The organism is Acinetobacter sp. YK3, from assembly GCF_001729365.1.
In the GTDB taxonomy this organism is placed as follows: domain Bacteria; phylum Pseudomonadota; class Gammaproteobacteria; order Pseudomonadales; family Moraxellaceae; genus Acinetobacter; species Acinetobacter vivianii.
The window spans coordinates 1-4,745 of record NZ_LZPJ01000062.1 but is presented as its reverse complement, the minus strand read 5'-3'; the positions used below and the strand labels follow the sequence as shown (position 1 = coordinate 4,745).

At 38.7% G+C, this 4,745-nt stretch carries 5 protein-coding genes; 4 read left to right on the top strand and 1 reads right to left on the bottom strand.

Going from position 1 to position 4,745, the window contains the following annotated elements:
• Positions 1-108: 108 nt before the first annotated feature.
• From A9Z07_RS05400 to groL, 4 genes are all read left to right on the top strand, one after another.
• Positions 109-1,047 (top strand): diacylglycerol/lipid kinase family protein, encoded by a 939-nt coding sequence (locus A9Z07_RS05400; protein ID WP_069577561.1) that lies wholly within the window; start codon positions 109-111, stop codon positions 1,045-1,047.
• Positions 1,028-1,795 (top strand): metallophosphoesterase family protein, encoded by a 768-nt coding sequence (locus tag A9Z07_RS05395; RefSeq protein ID WP_069577560.1) that lies wholly within the window; start codon positions 1,028-1,030, stop codon positions 1,793-1,795. The genes A9Z07_RS05400 and A9Z07_RS05395 overlap by 20 nt, the downstream gene beginning before the upstream one ends.
• A 177-nt stretch (positions 1,796-1,972) precedes the next feature.
• Positions 1,973-2,263, top strand: a complete 291-nt coding sequence (gene groES / locus A9Z07_RS05390; RefSeq protein ID WP_004652030.1) for a co-chaperone GroES — start codon at positions 1,973-1,975, stop codon at positions 2,261-2,263.
• A 59-nt stretch (positions 2,264-2,322) separates the two neighbouring features.
• Entirely contained in the window at positions 2,323-3,957 is a 1,635-nt protein-coding gene (gene groL, locus A9Z07_RS05385; RefSeq protein WP_004770360.1) for a chaperonin GroEL, read from the top strand.
• 268 nt (positions 3,958-4,225) lie between these two features.
• Here groL and A9Z07_RS05380 read toward each other — a convergent pair whose 3' ends face one another.
• A complete protein-coding gene (locus A9Z07_RS05380) occupies positions 4,226-4,441 on the bottom strand; it encodes a hypothetical protein (RefSeq protein ID WP_069577558.1) in 216 nt (71 codons plus the stop codon).
• Positions 4,442-4,745: the final 304 nt, after the last annotated feature.

Here is a 4,745-nt window from a genome sequence, read left to right as displayed (position 1 = left end):
GTTATTGATTATATGAATGAAGCTCATTCAAAATTTACATAAACAAGCTATTATTTGTTGATTTTGTAAACAAAAATAAGCCTGTAATCTTCTTTAAGGTTGAAAATTATGGCCCCCGATGTAAAGCCTTTGTCTATTATTTATAATCAAAAATCAGGTTTTCATGCAGCACAACAAGATGAAGAATATGAGCGTCTGATGACCTTCTGGACGCAATATGGATTCGAAATTCAGGTTTTTGAGCTGAGTTCTCAAACTGATTTTGATGCCATGATGAGAACGGTGCTGGCTCGACATCAACAGACTGAGTCGCGTGGCGTTGTGGTGGCAGCGGGAGGAGATGGTACTTTAAATGCGGTGGCAAAAAAGTTGATGCATACCGATATTCCGATGGGCATTATTCCGTTGGGGACTTTTAATTATGTCGCACGTGTCTTGAATATCCCGCTAGATGTTTTTGAGGCGGCAGAAGTGATTGCAACTGGCGCGATTCAAAAAGTCCATATTGCCACGATTAATGATCAAATTTACTTAAATAATGCCAGTCTTGGGCTATATCCTTTATTTATTAAAAAACGGGAACGTTTTAATCAGCATTTTGGACGGCTTCCTTTAAATGCTTATACCTCTGCGCTAGATGTATTACTGCGTGAGCATAAATCCTTAAAGCTTTCCTTGAGCGTAGATGGGGAAAAATATCCAGTCGCAACACCATTAATTTTCTTTGGCAATAATCAGTTGCAACTCAGCGACATGAAATTAAGAATTGCGGAATGCGCTGCCAATGGCAAACTGGCTGGCGTGGTGGTAGCTAAAAGTGATCGTTTCAGTTTATTGAAAATGTTATGGAAACTGATTCAGGGGAAAATCGATCAGGCTTCAGGGGTCTATTCATTCTGTGCTGAACATATACTGGTTGAGTGTAAAAAACCACAGTTAACGGTTGCGTTAGATGGAGAGTTAAAAGAGATGCAAACTCCATTAAAATTTGCAGTCGAAAAATCTGCGTTAAAAGTGATGGTTCCGAATGTTATTACATCTGTCTGATCTGCATTTTGGAACAGAGCGTGAAGCTTGTATTGACGCGATTAAGGCGTTTTGTCAGCAGCATCGTCCAGAAGCTGTGGTGGTGAGTGGTGATCTGACGCAACGTGCGCGTATTAAGCAGTTTTATGCCTGCCGTCAATTTCTGGATGCACTGTCGATTCCTTATCTGGTGGTGCCTGGTAATCACGACATTCCACTTTATCATGTCTGGAACCGTTTTTTTTCTCCTTTTGTGCGTTATCAGGCTTTTTTCGGTCGCATGGAAACCACTTTGGAGACTGAACATTTCTATTTGGTAGGTGTAAACAGTATTCGGCGGCGATATCACACCCGAGGACATGTTTCACTGGAGCAGATTCATGAAACTTATGAACGGTTGAACAGTGCGCCAGCCAATAAAATAAAAATCGTGGTATTCCATCAACCTTTTTATACCTTTCCAAATGACCATGGCGATAAGGACTGCCCCGTATTGGGAAAAATTGCTTTAGAACAATGGGGCAAAACAGGTTTGTTCGGTCTTTTGCATGGTCATTTACATAAAGTGGCAGTACACGATCTCAATCAGATTTTTCATTTAGGATTTGATCATCCTATTCTGGATATTCATGCAGGCACAGCCACATCCAAGCGTTTACGTTTTGGATTATCAAATAGTTTTAATGTGATTTCGGATGATGGTCTGATAGAGCATTACTGGTTTGATGAATCCGTTAAAACATTTGTGAAATCACAAAATGTTGTTTAATTCGGCATAACTTCATTATTGTGATTAAAAAAACATCTATAAATGGAATTTTTTTTCATTTTCCCCTTGAAGCCATTTTTTTCATCCCCAAAAAAGTGGCATACCAAAATTTTATATGTGTTGCCACGAACTGGTGACACACATTAATCAATAAGACTAAGTCTGATGGAGTTAACTATGAGCAACATTCGTCCATTACATGATCGTGTTGTGATTCGTCGCGTAGAAGAAGAAACTAAAACGGCTGGTGGTATTTTACTTCCAGGTTCTGCTGCTGAAAAACCATCTCAAGGTGAAGTAATTGCAGTGGGTAATGGTCAGATCACTGACAACGGCGTTCGTGCTTTAGACGTTAAAGTTGGCGACAAAGTATTGTTCGGTACTTATGCGGGTACAACAGTAAAAGTAAGTGGTGAAGAACTCTTGATTATGAAAGAGTCAGATATCTTAGCTGTGCTTGAAGGCTAATCGACACATAACTCAAATTTATTATCAGATTCAGTATTTAAAAAGATTCGGAGTTTAACATGTCAGCTAAAGACGTAAAATTTGGTGATTCAGCTCGCTCAAAAATGATTGCAGGCGTTAACGTACTTGCAGATGCTGTAAAAGTAACTTTAGGTCCTAAAGGCCGTAACGTTGTAATCGACCGTTCTTTCGGTGCGCCACACATCACTAAAGACGGTGTGACTGTTGCAAAAGAAATTTCTTTGAAAGACAAGTTTGAAAACATGGGTGCTCAACTTGTTCGTGAAGTTTCTTCTAAAACAAATGACATCGCGGGTGACGGTACAACAACTGCAACTGTACTTGCTCAAGCAATTTTAAATGAAGGGATCAAATCAGTGACTGCTGGTATGAACCCAATGGATTTAAAACGTGGTATCGACATCGCAGTAAAAACAGTTGTTGAAAACATCCGTACTAACGCAAAACCTGCTGATGATTTCAAAGCAATTGAACAAGTAGGTTCAATCTCTGCGAACTCGGATACAACTGTAGGTAAACTGATCGCTCAAGCGATGGAAAAAGTAGGTAAAGAAGGTGTTATCACTGTAGAAGAAGGTTCTGGCTTCGAAGATGCTTTAGATGTTGTAGAAGGTATGCAGTTCGACCGTGGTTATATCTCTCCATACTTCGCGAACAAGCAAGATACGCTTACTGCTGAACTTGAAAATCCATTCATCCTTCTTGTTGATAAAAAAATCAGCAATATCCGTGAATTGATTACTGTATTAGAAGCTGTTGCTAAAACAGGTAAACCACTTCTTATCATCGCTGAAGATGTTGAAGGCGAAGCGCTTGCTACACTTGTTGTGAACAACATGCGCGGTATTATCAAAGTATGTGCGGTTAAAGCACCTGGTTTTGGTGACCGTCGTAAAGCAATGCTTCAAGACATCGCGATCTTGACTGGCGCGACTGTTATTTCTGAAGAAGTCGGCATGTCTTTAGAGCAAGCTTCTCTTCAAGATTTGGGTACTGCACACAAAATCACGGTATCTAAAGAAAACACTGTAATTGTTGATGGTGCGGGTAATGCTGCACAAATCGCTGAACGTGTTCAACAGATCCGTGCGCAAATCGAAGAATCTACTTCTGAATATGACAAAGAAAAACTTCAAGAACGCGTTGCTAAATTAGCAGGCGGTGTTGCAGTCATCAAAATTGGTGCAGCAACTGAAGTTGAAATGAAAGAGAAGAAAGACCGTGTAGATGATGCACTTCACGCAACTCGCGCAGCGGTTGAAGAAGGTGTTGTTGCCGGTGGTGGTGTTGCATTAGTGCGCGCTGTAAATGTGTTAGATGGCTTAAAAGGCGCTAACGAAGATCAAACAGCAGGTATCAACATTTTACGTCGTGCGATCGAAGCGCCACTTCGTCAAATCGTTTCAAACGCAGGCGATGAACCTTCAGTTGTCATCAATGCAGTTAAAGCGGGTGAAGGTAACTTCGGTTATAACGCTGCTACTGGCGAATATGGCGATATGTTAGAAATGGGTATCCTTGATCCTGCTAAAGTAACGCGTTCTGCACTTGAACATGCAGCTTCTGTTGCTGGTTTAATGTTGACCACTGAATGCATGATTACTGACATCCCAGAAGATAAACCAGCTGCACCAGATATGGGCGGTATGGGGGGTATGGGCGGCATGATGTAAACTGCTCACATGTAGTTTAAGTTATTGTAATTTAATAATATTTAAACTATATTTGTTAAGCTTACTCATAATGTTACTCACATTCGAGTTTGTTACAAAAAAGGGTCACAAATTTTATTTGTGACCTTTTTAATTTTATAGATCTACTAGATCTCTTAAAAACTAAAGTCATCATATTAGATAAGAATTTAACTATTGGATGAATGAAAATATTGAAAAAATACGCCTGAGAAAAATCAGGCGTTTTTGACTTAGAACAACAGCTATTTCATTCTGACGTAAGAAAGGGGTTTTCCTCATGAATAATACAGGAAAGGACATAGCTATTAAGCCAGTAATTTTTACGTCCATCTTTGATTGGTCTTGTCACGCGACCAGTTTTAATTCGATCATATAGCTCCTTTTCTGAAATATTCATGCGCAAAGCGAATTCGGCAGTAGATACTCGACGTTCGGTATTAGTTAGGTCTATAGATACAGCCATTAAATATCTCCTTCAATAAAGTTTTAAGAGAAAACCTCTTAAAATAAAGGCTATCAAAATTTAAAAAAAAAGATGAGATATGTTTAAAAAATCAAAAAAAGACTTATTTTTTTATTATGTCAGTAAATAATCTTTTGTTAGTTTTAGGTAATAACAACGTTGACTGCTTATCTCATTTAAAATAAATGAGATAAACGTATACTGCTTTATCTTTTAATCTATATTTTTATTTAAAAGGATTTTTTGGATCAGATAAAGTCGCATTTTTCTTATCGTTAAACTTTCTAACTTGCTCTGAAAATTT